Source organism: Alistipes sp. An54 (assembly GCF_002159375.1).
GTDB classification, from domain to species: domain Bacteria; phylum Bacteroidota; class Bacteroidia; order Bacteroidales; family Rikenellaceae; genus Alistipes; species Alistipes megaguti.
Window position 1 is genome coordinate 42,968 of record NZ_NFIA01000004.1, and the last position, 16,287, is coordinate 59,254.

12 protein-coding genes and 1 riboswitch are annotated in these 16,287 nt (G+C 59.1%); of the genes, 9 read left to right on the forward strand and 3 right to left on the reverse strand.

Annotation, left to right across the window (positions count from 1 at the left end):
* Window positions 1–296: 296 nt before the first annotated feature.
* The 9 genes from B5G09_RS05105 to B5G09_RS05145 all read left to right on the forward strand — a co-directional run bounded on the left by B5G09_RS05105 (window position 297) and on the right by B5G09_RS05145 (window position 13,615).
* Complete coding sequence (locus B5G09_RS05105; RefSeq protein WP_162608240.1) at window positions 297–3,629, forward strand: SusC/RagA family TonB-linked outer membrane protein; 3,333 nt, start codon at window positions 297–299, stop codon at window positions 3,627–3,629.
* Between the two features lie 13 nt (window positions 3,630–3,642).
* Window positions 3,643–5,175 carry a RagB/SusD family nutrient uptake outer membrane protein gene (locus B5G09_RS05110; protein WP_087404322.1) on the forward strand — a complete coding sequence of 511 codons (1,533 nt, stop codon included), beginning with the start codon at window positions 3,643–3,645 and terminating at the stop codon, window positions 5,173–5,175.
* Between the two features lie 25 nt (window positions 5,176–5,200).
* The gene (locus tag B5G09_RS05115) at window positions 5,201–6,202 is read left to right on the forward strand and encodes a hypothetical protein (protein WP_087404323.1); all 1,002 of its coding nucleotides are present in this window, start codon (window positions 5,201–5,203) and stop codon (window positions 6,200–6,202) included.
* A 197-nt stretch (window positions 6,203–6,399) separates the two neighbouring features.
* A complete protein-coding gene (locus tag B5G09_RS05120; RefSeq protein WP_087404324.1) occupies window positions 6,400–7,563 on the forward strand; it encodes a TlpA disulfide reductase family protein in 1,164 nt (387 codons plus the stop codon).
* A 59-nt stretch (window positions 7,564–7,622) separates the two neighbouring features.
* On the forward strand, window positions 7,623–8,741 hold the full coding sequence (locus B5G09_RS05125; protein WP_087404325.1) for a TlpA disulfide reductase family protein: 1,119 nt from the start codon (window positions 7,623–7,625) through the stop codon (window positions 8,739–8,741).
* 264 nt (window positions 8,742–9,005) lie between these two features.
* Window positions 9,006–9,449, forward strand: coding sequence for a MarR family transcriptional regulator (locus B5G09_RS05130; RefSeq protein WP_087404326.1), 444 nt, complete (start codon window positions 9,006–9,008; stop codon window positions 9,447–9,449).
* A complete protein-coding gene (locus B5G09_RS05135; protein ID WP_087404327.1) occupies window positions 9,430–10,749 on the forward strand; it encodes a TolC family protein in 1,320 nt (439 codons plus the stop codon). The genes B5G09_RS05130 and B5G09_RS05135 overlap by 20 nt, the downstream gene beginning before the upstream one ends.
* Window positions 10,750–10,946: 197 nt before the next feature.
* Entirely contained in the window at window positions 10,947–12,014 is a 1,068-nt protein-coding gene (locus tag B5G09_RS05140) for an HlyD family secretion protein (RefSeq protein ID WP_087404328.1), read from the forward strand.
* On the forward strand, window positions 12,011–13,615 hold the full coding sequence (locus B5G09_RS05145; RefSeq protein ID WP_087404329.1) for an MFS transporter: 1,605 nt from the start codon (window positions 12,011–12,013) through the stop codon (window positions 13,613–13,615). Before B5G09_RS05140 ends, B5G09_RS05145 begins: the two co-directional genes overlap by 4 nt.
* A gap of 7 nt (window positions 13,616–13,622) precedes the next feature.
* Here the strand turns inward: B5G09_RS05145 and B5G09_RS14305 are convergent, their stop codons facing one another.
* The 3 genes from B5G09_RS14305 to B5G09_RS05165 all read right to left on the reverse strand — a co-directional run bounded on the left by B5G09_RS14305 (window position 13,623) and on the right by B5G09_RS05165 (window position 15,886).
* Window positions 13,623–14,231 (reverse strand): cyclophilin-like fold protein, encoded by a 609-nt coding sequence (locus B5G09_RS14305; RefSeq protein ID WP_241147580.1) that lies wholly within the window; start codon window positions 14,229–14,231, stop codon window positions 13,623–13,625.
* Window positions 14,232–14,330: 99 nt separating this feature from the next.
* Window positions 14,331–14,918, reverse strand: a complete 588-nt coding sequence (locus tag B5G09_RS05160; protein ID WP_087404330.1) for a DapH/DapD/GlmU-related protein — start codon at window positions 14,916–14,918, stop codon at window positions 14,331–14,333.
* Between the two features lie 2 nt (window positions 14,919–14,920).
* A complete protein-coding gene (locus B5G09_RS05165; RefSeq protein ID WP_232009219.1) occupies window positions 14,921–15,886 on the reverse strand; it encodes an alpha/beta hydrolase in 966 nt (321 codons plus the stop codon).
* Window positions 15,887–16,137: 251 nt separating this feature from the next.
* Window positions 16,138–16,282: riboswitch (TPP riboswitch) on the forward strand.
* Window positions 16,283–16,287: the final 5 nt, after the last annotated feature.

The following is a 16,287-nucleotide window of genomic DNA, read 5'->3' on the forward strand; positions in this document are numbered from 1 at the left end:
ACCTTTTTCCATTAATTATTTTCACCGAACAGAATATTTTACAGATTTTTTACTATATTTGTAAAAACCTGTACTGACAACCCCTATTCCAAGCCGCACCTCCCCTGCCCGGTCACGTATTCGGAATTGCCGTTTTTTCGCATATATAAGTAAGTATACAAGGACAAACCTTTTGTTTCACTTAAATACTCTCTCTATGAAAAAACTCTACGTATCACTGTTTTCCGGCACTCTGAGAGGGGGGGGGGATATTTGCTAAATGCCCCACACTGATCGCCCGTACGCTGTGTTTCTGCGTGCTGCTGGCCATCAATCTGTGGGCAATCCCCGCCACAGCGCAAACTTCCAATGAGAGGGCCCACACCGTATCGGGCACAGTCTCCGACACCAGTGGAAATCCCATTGTCGGTGCTACAATCGTCAGCTCGAAACATGCTCACATCGGTACAACAACCGATTCGAAAGGTTTCTTCCTGCTGACCAACATCGAAAGCGACGATGTCCTTCAGGTAGGATTCGTCGGCATGAAAAGCAAGGAGCTGCCTGTCGGTGCACAGATGCGTTTCGATATCACACTCGAAAACGATACGGAAATCGACGAAGTAATCGTCACCGGTTATCAGGAGATCTCGAAACACCAGGTGGCCGGCGCCGTCAAGCAGGTCAAGATGGATGAGATCAAACTCGGCGCATCCTTCTCGGTCAACCAGATGCTCGCCGGACAGATTTCGGGCGTGAACGTCATCCAGACTTCGGGCGAGCCCAGCGCCACCCCCAAAATCCGTATTCGCGGAACTTCATCCATCCTGGGCAACAAGTCTCCGATCTGGGTGCTCGACGGTATCATCCTCGACGACCCCGTGCAGGTCAACTATCAGGACCTCACGGGCGACGATGCCGCCTACCTGATCGGTAACGCCATCGCCGGCGTTAACCCCTCGGATATCGAGTCGATCACCGTTCTGAAGGATGCCTCGGCCACGGCCCTCTACGGCGTGCAGGCTGCCAACGGCGTCATCGTCGTGACGACCAAGCGCGGCGAGGCCGGTCGCACGAAGGTACGTTACGACGGCTCGTTCACCCTCAACGAACGCCCCTCCTACCGACAGCTCGACGTGATGAACGCCGCCGAACGCATCACCCTCTCGCAGGAGATGCTCGCCGACCACTTCGAGTACTCGCGCTTGCCGGACGATATCGGCTACGAGGCCCTCTACATGAAATACATGAACCACGGCCTGACCTACGACCAGTTTGCTTCCGAGGTTAGCAAGATGGCTTCGCGCAACACCGACTGGTACGACCTGGTGTTCCGCGACGCGTTCAGCCACAACCACACGGTGAGCCTTACCGGCGGTTCGGAGCAAACCTACTATTACGCTTCGGTGGGATACAACAACACCCCGACGACCGCTATCAAGGGTGGATCGGAGCGTTTCTCGGCCAACATGAAACTCAACTCGTGGCTCACCAAGAAGCTCTACATGGGCATCAGTATCTCCGGCTACCAGAACAAGAACAAGGGTTACAGTACGATGGCCGGAGTCAACCCCAACACATACGCCCAGAATACGGCCCGCACCATCCCGGCCTACAATGACGACGGTTCGTACTACTATTACAAATTGGCCGGCTACAACTCAATAAGCGCCAACGGATCGTCCATCAAAGAGTATCCGAAATACAATATCCTCAACGAACTCAACGAAACGGGAGCCCGAGGCGAGGTTGCCAACCTCAACCTCCAGCTCAACCTCCAGTACGAGTTCATCAAGGGTCTGCGCTACGAGTTGCTCGCCTCGATGGTTCACGACAACAGCAAGCGGTTCGACTACGCCACCGACGCCTCGACCTATATCGCCAAGATGCGCGGCTGGAACCTCGACTTCCCCTATCTGACGGGTGATTACACCTCGCAAGACTGGTATCAGGAATCTCCCATCCCGCAGGGCGGTATCCTCTCGGCCTCATACAATACCAATACCAGCTACACGCTGCGTAATACGCTGCGCTACAACACGCAGCTCAAGGAGAAGCACACGATCAGCGCCTTCGTCACCTCCGAAATCCGCAGCATTCCGACTACCGGATCATCGTCCATCTGGTACGGCTGGCAGCCCGAGCGAGGTCTGGCCATCGAGCCGGTCTTCACGGACAAGTACATCGAGAATGCACGGAACGGCCAGTACAATCCCACACTCACCGACCGTACGACCCACTACGTATCGTGGCTGGGCAGCGCCTCCTACTCCTATATGGACAAGTGGACGATCAACGGCAACATCCGTATGGACGGTTCAAACTCCTTCGGTGAGAACCCCAAGTATCGCTTCCTGCCCGTGTGGTCGGTAGCCGGCAAATACACCCTGTCGAACGAACCCTGGCTCCGGGAGAGCAAGGCACTCTCGCAGCTCGCCATACGTGCCTCATACGGTGTACAGGGAAATGTTGACCAGAACACTTCGCCGAGCCTCGTGATCCAGATCGGCTCGACCGATGCCACCACGGGTCTCAACCAGTCCCACGTATCGCTGCTGCCGAATGCCGACCTGCGTTGGGAAAAGACCCAGTCGTACAACGTCGGTCTCGATTTCGCCTTCCTGGGCGACCTGGTAACCGGTACGATCGACGCCTACAAGAAGCACGGTACCGACATGATCGCCACGACTCAAGTCTCCTCGGCCACGGGCCGCTCAGAACTCAAGATCAACTCGGGTGTCGTCGATAACGCCGGTGTCGAGGTGGCCCTGGGCTTCCACCCGCTCCACACCAACAACTGGGATCTCTACCTCAACGTCAACTACTCGTACAACCGCAACAAACTGATCAAGGCCAACAGCAGCGCCGTGGTCAACAACACGTCGAAGATCTCCGGTACGGCCCTGATCGAGGGCAAACCGCTCGGCACGCTCTACTCCTACAACTTCGCCGGACTCAACCACGATACGGGTTACCCGGTCTTCTACGACAAGAACGGCAACGCTACCGGCATGATTCCCGACGACAAGAGCGAATCGGGCGAAAAGGAGGTTCCCAACTACAGCCTTTACGAGGATGAGATCGAGCTCGTCGAGTCGGGTGTGATGGATCCGCCCCACTACGGAGGTTTCGATTTCACGCTGCGCTGGAAGAGCCTGCGTCTGTCGGCATCGTTCACCTACTCGGCCGGAGCCGTAGGCCGTCTGCCGGGCATCTACACCGATGCTTACAATGCCTACGATCCCGCACAGAACATGCGCAAGGAGTTCATCACGCGCTGGCGCCAGCCGGGCGACGAGCTGCACACCAACATCCCCGTTCTCTACAACTACGACAACTACCAGGACCTGCCGCGGCGTGACGGGATTCTCTCCGACCGCGATGTCATCGAAGGCAACAACATGTACGACTACTCGACGGCCCGCATCGCCAAAACCAACGTTCTGCGTATGCGCAGCCTCGGTCTGAGCTACTACGTTCCGACGCATAAACTTCGTTCGTGGGGCATCGAGTCGGCCATGATCAGCCTGCAGGCCACCAACCTCTTCTTCATAGCCGACAAGGCATGGGGCGGCATGGACCCCGAGAGCGGTTATGCAGCCGTTCCGACGCCGAGAACCTACACGCTCAACGTAAGTCTGACTTTCTAAAGCTGAATACACGATGAAAAAAGGAATCAACATACTGACATTCGGATTTGCATTGGCAACCCTGACCGGATGCGGGGACTTTCTGACACAGGAGGCCCAGGATCTTGTCATTCCGAAGACCGTGACACAATACAAGGAGCTGCTGCAGGGTGACGGCTACTTCAAAAACTTGCAGACCACGGCTGCGTGGGTTCATTTCCTGACCGACGATATGGCTACCGGTCCTTACGAGTATGCCGACGACCCCACGAAGATCTCCTCATACATGGAGAAGTACAAGCAGATCTTTCTCTGGCAGGCCGAGATCGAAAGCGACCAGTTCACCGACGACCTCTACGCTTACCTCTACAACCAGGCGCTTCCGGGTACGATCTGTCTTGAGATGCTCGACGACATGGAAGGATCCGATACGGAAAAAAGGATTCTCAAGGGTCAGGCCTCATTCCAGCGTGCGATGGCCTTCTTTTACCTGGCCAACCTTTACGGTCCGGCCTACAACGAAGCTCAGGGCAGCGATCCCTGTGTTCCGATGTCGCTGACGGCAACCGCAACTCCGGGCTCCTACCCGCGCAAAACCGTCGAGGAGGTCTGGGGACAGATCCATACGGACATTACGACGGCGGTCGAATGTCTCGATGGTTATGAAGCCGGAGTCTACGAGATCAACTACAAGGCAGCCCTGCTGCTCGCCTCGCGCGTAGCACTCTTCATGGAAAACTATGAAGAGGCCATCACCTATGCCGAGAAGCTGCTCGAACTGGCCCCGACGCTCTTCGACATGGTGGGCAAGATCGACATCGAAACCTATCTCGACCCCGGCATGTACTCCAGCGAAGGAATCCTTAACACGAATCTCAATCCCGACGAGATCCTCTGGACCTTCTCGCAGAGTTCGACGCAGACCATGAAGTATCTGCTCACGGACGCTATGCTTACCTCGATGTCGTTCACCGTATCGAATACCGAAGATTCAGGTCTGATCCAACTCTATGACCGCGACAAGGATGTCCGCATGGCCTTCTCCTTCGCCGATCCCGACCCGGATGATTTTTGGGCCATATACGGTTACATGTCGAGCACATACGTCTATTCCCCCTGCAAGTACAACAGCTACGCCGGAATGACCGGTTTCCCGATGGGAATGCGCAACGCAGAAGCCTACCTGACGCTGGCCGAGGCCTATGCCCGCAAGGCCAATCCGGACAAGAGCCGCGCACTGGATTACCTGAATGCCCTGCTCAAGACGCGCATCGTCGACTACACCCCGCTCACCGAGGCCGATTTCGCCACCGACCAGGAACTCGTCGAACGGATCTGGACCGAGCGCCGCAAGGAGCTCTGCTTTGAGGAGCTGCACCGCTGGTGGGATATGCGCCGCTGCGGTCAGAAGGGCTTCACCCGGGTGTGGGGCGTCACGGGCGAGACCTACGAAATCGCCGACCATGACCCCGCCTTCACGCTCAACTTCCCGAAGAAGGAGCGTGACTTCGATCCGGGACTCACGCCCAACAACCGTCCGATTCGCACCCCGATAGCATCCAACTAATCGACCACGCAAACACGAATTGATCATGAACATGAAACAATACCTTCCCATTTTCGTCGCCGCACTGCTCTGTGTAACGGCGGCCGGCTGCGACCGCAGCGACCCGGACGGATCGGTAACGATGCCCGAGAAGCCGGTATTCGATACCTCGACGAATGCCGGCAAACAGGCCCGGCATATCTACGACACCTATGGTCTGCACTGTCATTGGGATTTCAAAACCGACGACTACATCTACGAACTCACCTCCACTTCGAGTGTCAACTACACCGAGGTCGACGATATGGACTGCATGGCCGAGTTCCTCACCGCCTTTGAGGAGAAGGCGCTCAAGGTGCTGCCCATCGAGATCGTCAAACAGTCGTTCGCACACCTGTTCATCTGCAATGAAATTCAGGACCAATACAGCAAAAGGACCTATACGTCTGCCTATCTTTACGATGACGAGGACCTCACCGCTCTGCTTCCGATGGAGGTCAAAACGCTGGGCGTAGCCCTCGGTTATGCCGGTTCAAAGTGGGCGGAGGCCGATATGGAGTTGTTGCAACTGCGCTGGATCGAGGCGATCTTCGAGACCATGCTCAACAATGCCCCGACTCCGACTGATTTCAACAAGGCCGCGCTGATCAACGTCGCCGACATTTCCGGCACTGCCTATCCGACCAATTACGCCGCCAGCCGACTGTGGGGCTGGTGGTGCATCCAGGGAGGTGATACCGGAAAAGAGGGAGGCTACCAGTATGACTGGGGACTGCTCGATCCGCCCTACGTGGGTCTCTCATCCATTGCCTACCGCGATGGCGCGGAGGTGCAGGAACGAGTGACGATGGGTTATTCACGCTGGTACGACTCGGGCTACACGGCCGCGATGGACTTCGCGACCTATGCCGCCTTCATCCTGCTCAAACCCGCAGCCTACATGGACGATCTCTGCGCGAAGTATCCTCTTGTGAAACAAAAGGTACAGCTCGTCAAGGAGTACTTCCTGGAGAACTTCAACTACGAACTGAAGAGTATCGCACAATAACCCTTGCAACACAATGCCGGGAAGTGGCCTTGAGCCACTCTCCGGTATTTTTCGAAGGGGGGGGGCCTGACGTACTGAAAAAATCGTTATATTGACAGGCCGTTCAGCCTGAAAGCCGGGATCGCCACACACTGCGCGATCCGGCTTTACAACGGCCCCGAACCAAACTCAGCAACACCTTCATTCATACAACGTATATGAAAAACAACAGACTTCTTCTTTGCGGTGCGATACTCGCACTGGCCGCCTGCTCGTCGGCAGACAAGTACACGATCCGTGGAACCTGGGAAGACGGCGCAGGACAGACCGTCTACCTCAAGACGGGCAACGATCCCAAACAGCTCGTGGTCATTGACTCGGCGGTGGTGAAATCCGACAACACCTTTGCGCTCAAGGGTCCGGCTCCGGAGACGATGACTCCCGCCGTCCTGGTAAGCCCCGAAGCACGCACCGAACTGCTTCTCTACCGCTCGGGACGCCCGATCGAGGTGAAAATCTGGAACGAAACGCGCCGCGAACTCAAAGCCGGCGAAATCGATAGTGTCGATGTCAAGGTACAGCACATGAAGCTGGTCGACCCCGATCCCGAAACTGCCGTCTTCCTCACGGGACGCGACCTGGAGTCGGGGAACGCATTCATCTCGCTGGGCGGCATGTTCATGCTGATGAATGCCCAGGAGAAGGGGCTCTCGCTCGACTCGGTGCTCAACGTCAAGACTCAGATGGAGGATGCCTTTGAGCAGAGCATGGAGAAATTCCTCGACTCGACGGGCAACTTCCGTTCATCGACCTTCTTCATCCGCGACTTCGTGCTCAAGGCCCGTTCGTTCACCGAAGCCCAACGCTGGTACGACTCGCTGACGCCGGCCGTCAAGGAGTCGGCCGAGGGCAAGATGCTTCTCAACGACATCGAGCTGAACAGCAAGTTCAACGTCGGCGGCACGCCCGATGACTTCACGCTCCCGACCCCCGACGGCGATTCGCTCTCGCTCTACTCGCTGCGCGGGAATGTGGTTCTGCTCGACTTCTGGGCCTCGTGGTGTGCACCCTGCCTGGCCGAAGCTCCCAACGTGAAGAAAATCTACGAGAAATACCACGACAAGGGGCTCGAGGTGCTGGGCGTATCGCTCGACAAGGAGGGCGACTACGACAAATGGGTGGATGCCATCAAAAAGCACGGCCTGAGCTGGAAGCATGTCTCCTCGCTCAAGGGCTGGGACTGCCCCGTAGCCAAGCAGTTCAACGTCACGGCCATTCCGCGCATGTACATCCTCGACCGCAACGGCAAGATCATCGCCCAGGATCTGCGCGGTGAGGAACTCGCCAAAAAGATGGACGAAATTTTCGCCGACGCTCAGTAATCGAAAACAACGCGTTCGGAGCGGGCCAACTCGCTCCGAACACATCAAAAAGACCGGATATGAAAAAAATCTTTATCGGAATGCTGCTCGCTGCAGGGTTCGCAGCCTGCTCGGACGGAAACAAAAACGGCGAACAGATCGCTTACGACATCCAGGGCAACTGGGATGAAGGGGTCGGACAATGGGTACGTCTCGTCAGCGATGATTTCCCACAGGCCGTCGATTCGGCAAAGGTCGGCGACGACAAGCTCTTCCATCTCCAGGGAGAGCTGGACTATGCTCAAAAGGCCACGCTGCTCTTCGGCAAGCAGGGCTCCGATTACAAGGAGCGCCGGACGAAGGAGATCTTCCTCGACGGAACGCCCGTCACACTGACGGTCAAGCAGGAGGAGGGCAACCCCTTCAACCCCTCGGGTATCGACGTAACGGTCAAGGGCAGTCCCGAACAGCCCCTCATCGACCAGCAGTTCTCGATCGAACTGATGAACATGTTCGTCGAACTGGGTGAAGGAACCGCCAAGGATGAGGAGGCAAAGGCCAGCTCCAAGAAAGCGCGTGAGGACTTCAACAAGACGCTCTTCGCTTTGATCGACTCGGCCCGCAACTGCCGGATGATCACCTACATGATCAGCGACTTCATGGTGCCCCGCTACCCGATCAAGACGATCGACAGTCTGTTTAACACGCTGACCGACAGCGTCAAGCAGAGCCATCTGGGCCGCAATCTGGCCGACAAGATCGCCCGTCTGAAGGCGGTCAACATCGGCGCCAAGGCCCCGGATTTCACGCTCCCGACGGTCGACGGCGGTGAACTCCGCCTTTCGGACCTGCGCGGCAAGGTCGTGCTGCTCGACTTCTGGGCTTCGTGGTGCGCACCCTGCCGCGGCGAGCTGCCCAACGTGAAGAAGATCTACGAAAAGCACCACGCCGACGGACTGGAGGTTGTGGGCATCTCGCTCGACAACAAACGCGAAAACTGGCTCAAGGCGATCGAGGAGGAGCAGCTGCCCTGGATTCAGGTCTCCTCGCTGAAGACCTTCGACTGCGACGTAGCGAAGACATACAGCGTACAGGCCATTCCGCGCATGTTCATCATCGACCGTGATGGCACGATCATCGGCCTCGACCTGCGCGGCGAGAAACTCGCTCAACGCATGGATGAGATCTTTGCCAAATAGGATCTGAAAAACCGGAATGGCAAGAGCCGCTCCCTTTTTACGGGGCGGCTCTTTGCTTGAACGGCCCGGAAGGTTTCGCGGATGAAGACTCCGGCTGCGGCGGTCCCGGCAGTGAGGCCGTTCGAAAAAAAATCGCACTGCCCGAAACTCCCTGACAGCAAGTGCGGCGCGCGCCAAAGACAAGAGCCGGACAAGGAGATGGGGATAGTCAAAATTTTGACTGTCGCACAAAATGAACTATCTTTGCGGCCGGAATCAAGGATCATGACCAACGGAGGCAACGATTTTCGGGAATTTCAACTACAGATCGTGCGGATGCGGATCGCCTTCCGCCAGTGCCTTCAACGCACGCTGAAACGCCACGGCATCAGCGTAACGTTCGAGATGCTGCAGGTGATGAGCTGCCTGTGGCGCGAGGAGGGCTCGACGCAGCAGATTCTGGCCGAACGCACGGCCCGGAGCAAGGCCAGTCTGAGCAGCCTGATGAACACCCTCGAGAAACGCGGCTATATCGAACGCCGGGCGGAGCCCTCCGACCGACGCAACAAACGCGTCTACCTCTCGCCCGAAGGCGAACGCTTCTGGCTCGGCATCCTGCCGATCCTGAACGACCTCTACGCCCGCTTCGAACAGAGCATCGGGCCGGAATGTCTCCGCGTCATGACGTCGGATCTAACCCGCATACAGCATGAACTGGAAAGCATATAGGAACCTTCTTCTCCTTGCACTGGGAGCGACCGCCGGGCTGCAACCGGCCGCCGCGCAGAGCGACACGCTCTTTCTGCCGGTGGCCCGGCTCTTCGAACTGGGCGTTCAGCAGAGCCTCACCCTGCAGGCCGACGCACTGGAGGAGGATGCCGCCCGGATCCGCGAAGAGGAGGCCCGGGCCAACCGGCTGCCCGACCTTGCGGTCGGGTTGCGCGGCGGCTTTGCCGGACAGCCGGTGATCTTCCGCCAAGGGCTGCGGGAGCCCTACCGCCCCGATTCGCCCGACTGGTCGCAGAACTACGCCGTCGACTTTTCGCAACCGCTCTACCGGGGCGGCAAACTGCGCCACACGATCCGTCGTGCCGGCATGGAACGCACGCTGGCCGCCCTGAAGAGCCAAACCGACGCCGCCGACCTGAAGCTGAATCTGCTCGGCCAGTACATGCAGCTCTTCAGCCTCTACCGCGAGCAGGAGGTGCTGTCGCGCAACATCGAGGAGTCGGAGCGACGCCTGCACGACATCCGCCGCATGAAGGAGGAGGGGCTCATCACGAACAACGACGTGCTGCGCAGCGAGATGCAGCTGACCAACGACCGCCTGTCACTGCAGCAGACCGACAACGACATCGCCCTCGTGTCGCAGCAGCTGGACATCCTGCTGGGGATCGACGAGAGCCGGCTGATCGTTCCCGACACGACGCTGCTCTACCGCGCCATCACGATGGACGACTACGACCACTACGTCGAGGAGGCCTGCGCCGAGGATCCGACGATGAAGCAGCTGCGCATGCAGACCGAAATGGCCCGTACGGATGTCGATCTGGCCCGCTCGGCGCTGCGTCCCGACCTCTCGCTCTACGCCTCGAACACGCTGGCACGGCCCATTGCCCGCACGATGGAGGATCTCTACAACAACACATGGAACGTCGGTCTGTCGGTTTCCGTACCGCTCTCGGCACTCTACAAGGGCCGCCACAAGGTGCGCGAGAGCCGCGTGGCGGTCGATGTACGCCGCAACGCCGAGGAGCAGCAGATGCAGCGCATCCGCGTGAAGGTCCGCACGGCCTTCCTGCGTCACCGCGAGGCCGTGCAGCAGGTCGAGGCGCTGCAGCTCTCGGCGCGTCAGGCCCAGGAGAACTACCGCATCATGCAGAACCGCTACATGAACCAGCTGGCCATTCTGACGGACCTGCTCGATGCGAACAGCGTGCGGCTGGACGTGGAGTTGCAGCTCACGGCGGCCCGCACGCGGGTGATCTACACATACTACGAACTGCAGCGGGCCATCGGGCGGCTGTAATTGACCGATGGAGGGGCCTTCGCCGGAGGGACGAAGCCCCGAATGCCCGCACACGAATCCCTCCGGGAGGCGGCCGAAGCGGCCCGGAGACACCGACTCCGCAGGCCCGGCCCAAGGGGGGGGGTCCCCGCACGGAACGAGTGCGGCGGACGGATGACGAAACGAAGAACAAACGAAAGGAAAAAGGTTAGGAAAGCATGGGAGACTGGAGTAAGAAACGCGACGAGCTTCGCAAGCAACGCCACCGCAACATCGTGTTGAACGTCGTCTGCATCCTGCTGGCAGGATCGGGACTGTGGGTAACGGCCGACTATTTCCGGCGCCACAAGAACTACGTGGTGACGAACGACGCCTCGATCGACCAGTACGTGGCGCCGATCAACATCCGCGTGGCGGGCTACATCCGCGAGGTGCGCTTCACCGAGCACCAGTTCGTCCACAAGGGCGACACGCTGCTGGTGCTCGACGACCGCGAATACCGCATCCGGGTCAAGGAGGCCGAGGCGGCGCTGCTCGACGCCCACGGCACGCAGGAGGTGATCCATTCGGGGATCGAGACGTCGCGGACGAACGTCGCGGTGCAGGATGCGAACATCGCCGAGGCGAAGGCCAAACTCTGGCAGACGGAGCAGGACTTCCAGCGTTTCGAACGGCTGATGCGCGATGAATCGGTCCCGGGCCAGCAGTACGAACAGGCCAAGGCGTCGTACGACGCGGCGCAGGCCCGCTACCAGGCGCTCGTGGCGCAGAAGGAGGCGGCCGTCTCGCAGTACTCCGAGGCGAGCAAGCGCACGGTCAGCGCCGAGGCCAACATTCTGCGCTGCGAGGCCGACCTCGACATGGCGCGGCTCAATCTGAGCTACACGGCCCTCACGGCCCCCTACGACGGCTACATCGGACGCCGTACGCTCGAACCGGGCCAGTTCGTGCAGGCCGGGCAGACGATCTCCTACATGGTGCGCAACCAGGACAAGTACATCACGGCCAACTACAAGGAGACGCAGATCGCCCATATCTTCATCGGACAGGAGGTGATCGTCAAGGTCGATGCCTTTCCGGGCCGCACGTTCCGGGGCCGCGTCACGGCGATCTCCGAGGCCACGGGATCGAAATACTCGCTCGTGCCGACCGACAACTCGGCCGGCAACTTCGTCAAGGTGCAGCAGCGCATCCCGGTGCGCATCGACCTGGTTGACATTTCGCAGGAGGAGATGGGCCAGCTGCGTGCCGGCATGATGGTCGAAACCGAAGCCGTGCGCCGATGATGACGACCGCCGAACTCGAACTGCCCGTCCGACGGTGGGTTCCCGACTGGCTGGGGGTGGTCAGCCTCTTCACGGTGCTGCTGCCCGTGACGATGCTCAACGGCTCCTATACGGGCAGCATGCTCGAGGTCTCGAACACGCTGGGGACCAATACCGAGGACATCACGATGGGTTTCTATGCCACGTCGGCCGGCATGTGCATCGCCTATCCGCTGGTTCCGAAGGTTCACGCCGCCTTCTCGTCAAAGGCGTTGCTGTTGGTCGACCTGGCGCTGCAGTTCGTGCTGAGCTGGATCTGCGCCCGCTCGCAGAGCGCCGACACGCTGATTGTCTGCAGCTTCTTCATCGGCTTCCTGAAGGGTTTCCTGATGATGTGGTGCATCCGCCGCATCAAGAAGATCTTCAGTCCGAAGGATGTCCGCAGCGAGTTCTACGCCTACTTCTATCCGGTGGTCTTCGGCTTCGGCCAGTTGTCGATGATCATCACGGCCGAACTGGCCTACCGCTACGACTGGAAGTACATGTATTACTTCATGATGCTGTTGCTGCTCGTGGCGCTGCTCATCGTGGCCGTCTGCTACCGCCACGACCGGCCCAACCGTCCGCTGCCGCTGCGCGAACTGCACCTTCGCGAAATGCTGGTCATCTCCGCCGGAATACTGATGTTGATGTACGCCCTCAACTACGGCAAACTGCTCGACTGGCTCTCTTCGCCGCGCATCTGCCTCTACATCGTGGTTGCGCCGATGCTGATCGCCTACTTCCTCTGGACGCAGTGGCACGCCCGCAAGCCCTACGTCAATCTGGCGCCGCTCTACCAGCCCAAGGCCATCGTGGGCTACCTCTACATGATGCTGGTGATGTTCTTCAGCACCTCGACCACGTTGCTGACCAACTACATGACCACCATCCTGCAGGTCGACGCCACTCGCACCTACACGCTCTACATCTACCTGCTGCCGGGCTACATCCTCGGGGCGTTCATCTGTTTCTGGTGGTTTCGCTGGCAGCAGTGGCGCTTCCGCTTCCTCATCGCCGGGGGCATGGCCTGCTTTGCGCTCTTCTTCGGGATGCTCTACTTCGGGATCTCGCCCGACAGCACCTACGAGAGCCTCTTCATCCCGATCTTCATCCGCGGCACGGGCATGCTGGTGCTGATCATCGCCTTTGCGCTGTTTGCCGTCGAGGAGCTGGACGAACGCTACCTGATCTACAACGCCTTCTTCCTGATTGCCAGCCGATCGGTGCTGGCGCCGATCCTGGCCACGTCGTTCTACAGCAACACGCTCTACCGGCTGCAACAGCGTTATTTCAGTTCGCTGGCCGCCGACATCACGATGACCGATCCGCTGGCCGCCGAACGCTACACCTCGTCGCTGAACGCGTCGCTGGCCCAGGGCCACAGCTACAACGAAGCGGTACAGCTGGCCACCGGTTCGTTGCACACGACCCTTCAGCAGCAGAGTCTGCTGCTGGCGCTGAAGGAGATTCTCGGCTGGTTGTTTGTCGTCTCGCTGGTCATCGCGGTCATTTCGCGCTTCATCCCCTTCCACAAGACCATCCGCGTGAAGTTCACCAAGGCGGGCGACGATATGGTCTGATCCTTTCCTACCGGGCGAAGGTCACGCGGGCGCTGCCGCCACCAACGGCTGCGGCCAGCTCCGAAGGATCGTCCAGACGCCCCAGCCGGGTGTAACTGTACGACGAGGAGAAGGTCTCGTAGAAGAGCACCACCGTCGAACTGCCCCACAGCAGCAGATCGCCCGTACGAATGGTTCCGGGACGAAAGGTCGCCGTCGGCAGGCTCTGCGGCAGGTCACAATACTTCTCGTTGCCGTTCAACTCCGTCATGTCGATCTCCAGAGGCAACAGGGCGAAGAAGGCTCGCGCTGCGGCATTGTCCTCGAGTGTGGCAACATACCGGCGGCTGCCGATCGTCACATTGATTTTCATGGTTTGTCCGTTCTGATCGTTTTCGTCTTCGGGTTGTTCCGGTTCGTCCGGCGTCTGCGGCTCGTCCGGCGTCTGCGGCTCGTCCGGCGTCTGCGGCTCATCCGGCGTCTGCGGCTCATCCGGTGTCTGCGGCTCATCCGGTGTCTGCGGCTCATCCGACCCCGTTCCGGGATTCTGGACCGTGCCCGATCCTCCGGGAAGCGGTCCCGATTCATCGGGATTGCAGGCCGCAGCTCCGCTGCAAACCCAAACGAAAAGCAACATCAACCACATCTGTTTTTTCATGGCTCAACACATATATAATAACATTCGGGATTCGGCAGCAGGCGTCTTCACCACTCGCCGACGGCCCCGATATCCGGTTTATCGCCGTTCGGGCGCCTCGCCGACCTCGATGCGGCGGATCCGGCGGGCCGGGGCTCCGCCGACGATGGTATTCGGCTCGACGTCCCGCGTCACGACGGCTCCGGCCGCCACGACGGCTCCGTCGCCGATCGTTACCCCCTGGAGGATCGTGGCGTTCGAGCCGATCCAGACGTTGCGTCCCACGATGATCGGTGCCGGGATCATTTCGGCCCGATGCGCCGGATCGAGACGATGGTTCAGCGTCGCGAAGACGACGTTGTGACCCACCAGCACACCGTCACCCAGCCAGACACCGCCATGGTCCTGAAAGTGGCAGCCGGCATTGATGAAGACGTTGCGGCCCAGGTGGATATTGCGACCGAAATCGGTGTAGAAGGGAGGGAAGAGGCGGAACGTGGGATCGACCGGCCGACCGAACAGCCGGCCCATCCACTCGCGCAGCTCCTCCTGCGTGTGGTAGGCACCATTGATCGCACAGGTGATGCGGCGCGCACGGTCGTTCATCTCGTTCATCAAGGCCGCGATCTCGGGCGTATCGAGCGACCGGCGTGCGGCCACATGTGCAAGAAAGGCTTCGAGTGTCATTGTTATCGGAGATTATCGCGGAAGAAACGCTCGATGCGGTCAAAGGGAATAATGTCCATCCGGTCGTAGAGATCGACGTGGCTGGCGCCGGGGATGATCACCAACTGCTTGTTGTCGCCCTTGAGGCGTTTGAAGGCATCCTCGCTGAAGTAACGCGAGTGGGCCTTTTCGCCGTGGATCATCAGCACCGCCGAGCGGATCTCGTCGCTGTAGGAGAGCAGCTTCGTATTGAGAAACGAGAGGGCCGACGTACGGGCCCAGCCGCCGTTGGAGTTCAACGAGCGGGAATGGTATCCGCGCGGCGTCTTGTAGTAGTCGTAGTAGTCCCGGACGAACTGCGGGGCATCGGCAGGCAGCGGATCAACCACCCCGCCGGCCAGGGCATGAGTGCCCGTGCGGGCATCTTCGGTCCGCTGGGCATTGAGCTGACGGCGGAGTTCGTAGCGGCCGTCGGCATCCATTGAATCGAAGTAGCCGTTGGCCGTCACGCGGCTCATGTCGTACATCGTCGAGCTGACCGTGGCCTTGATGCGGGTGTCGATGGCGGCGGCATTGAGGGCCAGACCGCCCCAGCCGCAGATGCCGATGATGCCGATGCGCTCGGGATCGACGTCGTCGCGCAGCACAAGGAAGTCAACGGCCGCCGAGAAATCCTCGGTATTGATATCGGGCGAGGCCATGTAGCGGGGTTCGCCCGTACTTTCACCGGTAAACGAGGGGTCGAAGGCCACTGCTGCGAAGCCGCGTTCGGCCATCGTCTGGGCATAGAGCCCCGAGGCCTGCTCCTTGACGGCGCCGAAGGGGCCGCAGACAGCCAGGGCAGGCAGTTTGCCCACGGCATTTTTCGGTTTGTAGAGATCGCCGGCCAAGGTCGTGCCGAAACGGGTCCGAAAATGGACACGCTCGACGGTGACCCGATCGCTCGGCGCAAAGGTCCGGTCATTCTTCCGGGCTTGCACGCTGTTCATGGTTACCAGTATTAAAAATAAGACAAAGACAAATATCCGTTTCATGGTCGCCGTTTTTACGGGTTATCGTTCAGCCGTCGGACAGATCCGAAGACCGGCCCGATTTACCGATACAAAGATCGGAAGAAGATTCGGGAAAAGCTGTAGATGAATTACCGATTTTACAACCTCAATTACGGATTGGCCGACGCCCTTGAAGATGTTTTTTTTCCGTTCAGAGACGTCGGAACCGATTTTTTCGCTATATTTGTCCGACACAAGAGGGGTGCCTTCGGGAAAAACGGACGCCGCACGGGATTCACACCGCCGGCGGGCAGGTTCCACGCAAAGGCTGAGATCACACCCTATGAACTTGATGCGGGCAACACCGACGAAAGGACTTGTTCATAGACCGTAATTTC

Bases quoted from the DNA above. Each gene is read 5' to 3' on its own strand.
- B5G09_RS05110 (WP_087404322.1), top strand. From the start codon at position 3,643: ATGAAAAAAGGAATCAACATACTGACATTCGGATTTGCATTGGCAACC.
- B5G09_RS05115 (WP_087404323.1), top strand. From the start codon at position 5,201: ATGAACATGAAACAATACCTTCCCATTTTCGTCGCCGCACTGCTCTGT.
- B5G09_RS05120 (WP_087404324.1), top strand. From the start codon at position 6,400: ATGAAAAACAACAGACTTCTTCTTTGCGGTGCGATACTCGCACTGGCC.
- B5G09_RS05125 (WP_087404325.1), top strand. From the start codon at position 7,623: ATGAAAAAAATCTTTATCGGAATGCTGCTCGCTGCAGGGTTCGCAGCC.
- B5G09_RS05130 (WP_087404326.1), top strand. From the start codon at position 9,006: ATGACCAACGGAGGCAACGATTTTCGGGAATTTCAACTACAGATCGTG.
- B5G09_RS05135 (WP_087404327.1), top strand. From the start codon at position 9,430: ATGAACTGGAAAGCATATAGGAACCTTCTTCTCCTTGCACTGGGAGCG.
- B5G09_RS05140 (WP_087404328.1), top strand. From the start codon at position 10,947: ATGGGAGACTGGAGTAAGAAACGCGACGAGCTTCGCAAGCAACGCCAC.
- B5G09_RS05145 (WP_087404329.1), top strand. From the start codon at position 12,011: ATGATGACGACCGCCGAACTCGAACTGCCCGTCCGACGGTGGGTTCCC.
- B5G09_RS14305 (WP_241147580.1), bottom strand. From the start codon at position 14,231: ATGTTGCTTTTCGTTTGGGTTTGCAGCGGAGCTGCGGCCTGCAATCCC.
- B5G09_RS05160 (WP_087404330.1), bottom strand. From the start codon at position 14,918: ATGACACTCGAAGCCTTTCTTGCACATGTGGCCGCACGCCGGTCGCTC.
- B5G09_RS05165 (WP_232009219.1), bottom strand. From the start codon at position 15,886: ATGAACAGCGTGCAAGCCCGGAAGAATGACCGGACCTTTGCGCCGAGC.